The sequence below is a fragment of the Serratia sp. C2(1) genome, assembly GCF_036352655.1.
Classification (GTDB): domain Bacteria; phylum Pseudomonadota; class Gammaproteobacteria; order Enterobacterales; family Enterobacteriaceae; genus Serratia; species Serratia inhibens.
This window is the reverse complement of sequence record NZ_JAZFBA010000013.1, coordinates 1,853-3,634: the sequence shown is the minus strand read 5'-3', so window position 1 is coordinate 3,634 and position 1,782 is coordinate 1,853. Positions and strand designations below refer to the sequence as shown.

Here is a 1,782-nt window from a genome sequence, read left to right as displayed (position 1 = left end):
GCTCCGAGAGCAAGTCTCTTCACCTACGCGCCAGCGTGCCTTCTCCCGAAGTTACGGCACCATTTTGCCTAGTTCCTTCACCCGAGTTCTCTCAAGCGCCTTGGTATTCTCTACCTGACCACCTGTGTCGGTTTGGGGTACGATTCTGTGTTACCTGATGCTTAGAGGCTTTTCCTGGAAGCTTGGCATCAACTACTTCTGCACCGTAGTGCATCGTCATCACGCCTCAGGGTTGAATAAGAGAACGGATTTACCAATTCTCTCCCCCTACACGCTTAAACCGGGACAACCGTCGCCCGGCTAGCCTAGCCTTCTCCGTCCCCCCTTCGCAGTAACACCGAGTACAGGAATATTAACCTGTTTCCCATCGACTACGCCTTTCGGCCTCGCCTTAGGGGTCGACTCACCCTGCCCCGATTAACGTTGGACAGGAACCCTTGGTCTTCCGGCGAGCGGGTTTTTCACCCGCTTTATCGTTACTTATGTCAGCATTCGCACTTCTGATACCTCCAGCAACCCTCACAGGCCACCTTCAACGGCTTACAGAACGCTCCCCTACCCAACAACGCCTAAGCGTCGCTGCCGCAGCTTCGGTGCATGGTTTAGCCCCGTTACATCTTCCGCGCAGGCCGACTCGACCAGTGAGCTATTACGCTTTCTTTAAATGATGGCTGCTTCTAAGCCAACATCCTGGCTGTCTATGCCTTCCCACATCGTTTCCCACTTAACCATGACTTTGGGACCTTAGCTGGCGGTCTGGGTTGTTTCCCTCTTCACGACGGACGTTAGCACCCGCCGTGTGTCTCCCGTGATAACATTCTTCGGTATTCGGAGTTTGCATCGGTTTGGTAAGCCGGGATGGCCCCCTAGCCGAAACAGTGCTCTACCCCCGAAGATGAGTTCACGAGGCGCTACCTAAATAGCTTTCGGGGAGAACCAGCTATCTCCCGGTTTGATTGGCCTTTCACCCCCAGCCACAAGTCATCCGCTAATTTTTCAACATTAGTCGGTTCGGTCCTCCAGTTAGTGTTACCCAACCTTCAACCTGCCCATGGCTAGATCACCGGGTTTCGGGTCTATACCTTGCAACTATTCGCCCAGTTAAGACTCGGTTTCCCTACGGCTCCCCTATACGGTTAACCTTGCTACAAAATATAAGTCGCTGACCCATTATACAAAAGGTACGCAGTCACCCAACAAAGTAGGCTCCCACTGCTTGTACGTACACGGTTTCAGGTTCTATTTCACTCCCCTCGCCGGGGTTCTTTTCGCCTTTCCCTCACGGTACTGGTTCACTATCGGTCAGTCAGGAGTATTTAGCCTTGGAGGATGGTCCCCCCATATTCAGACAGGATGTCACGTGTCCCGCCCTACTCATCGAACTCACAGAAGGTGCATTTTAGTGTACGGGGCTATCACCCTTTACTGCGCGACTTTCCAGACGCTTCCACTAACACACAAACTGATTCAGGTTCTGGGCTGTTCCCCGTTCGCTCGCCGCTACTGGGGGAATCTCGGTTGATTTCTTTTCCTCGGGGTACTTAGATGTTTCAGTTCCCCCGGTTCGCCTCGTTAAGCTATGTATTCACTTAACGATAGTGCAACGAATTGCACTGGGTTTCCCCATTCGGGTATTGCCGGTTATAACGGTTCATATCACCTTACCGACACTTTTCGCAGATTAGCACGCCCTTCATCGCCTCTGACTGCCTAGGCATCCACCGTGTACGCTTAGTCACTTAACCTCACAACCCGAAGGTGTCTTTGTAAACAAAGAAGCAC

The 1,782-nt window shown here is 52.4% G+C and carries 1 rRNA gene; it reads right to left on the bottom strand.

Annotated features, from left to right (window positions below):
- Nucleotides 1-1,745 (bottom strand): 23S ribosomal RNA (locus tag V2S86_RS25270); the annotation flags it as partial.
- Between the last annotated feature and the right edge of the window lie 37 nt (nucleotides 1,746-1,782).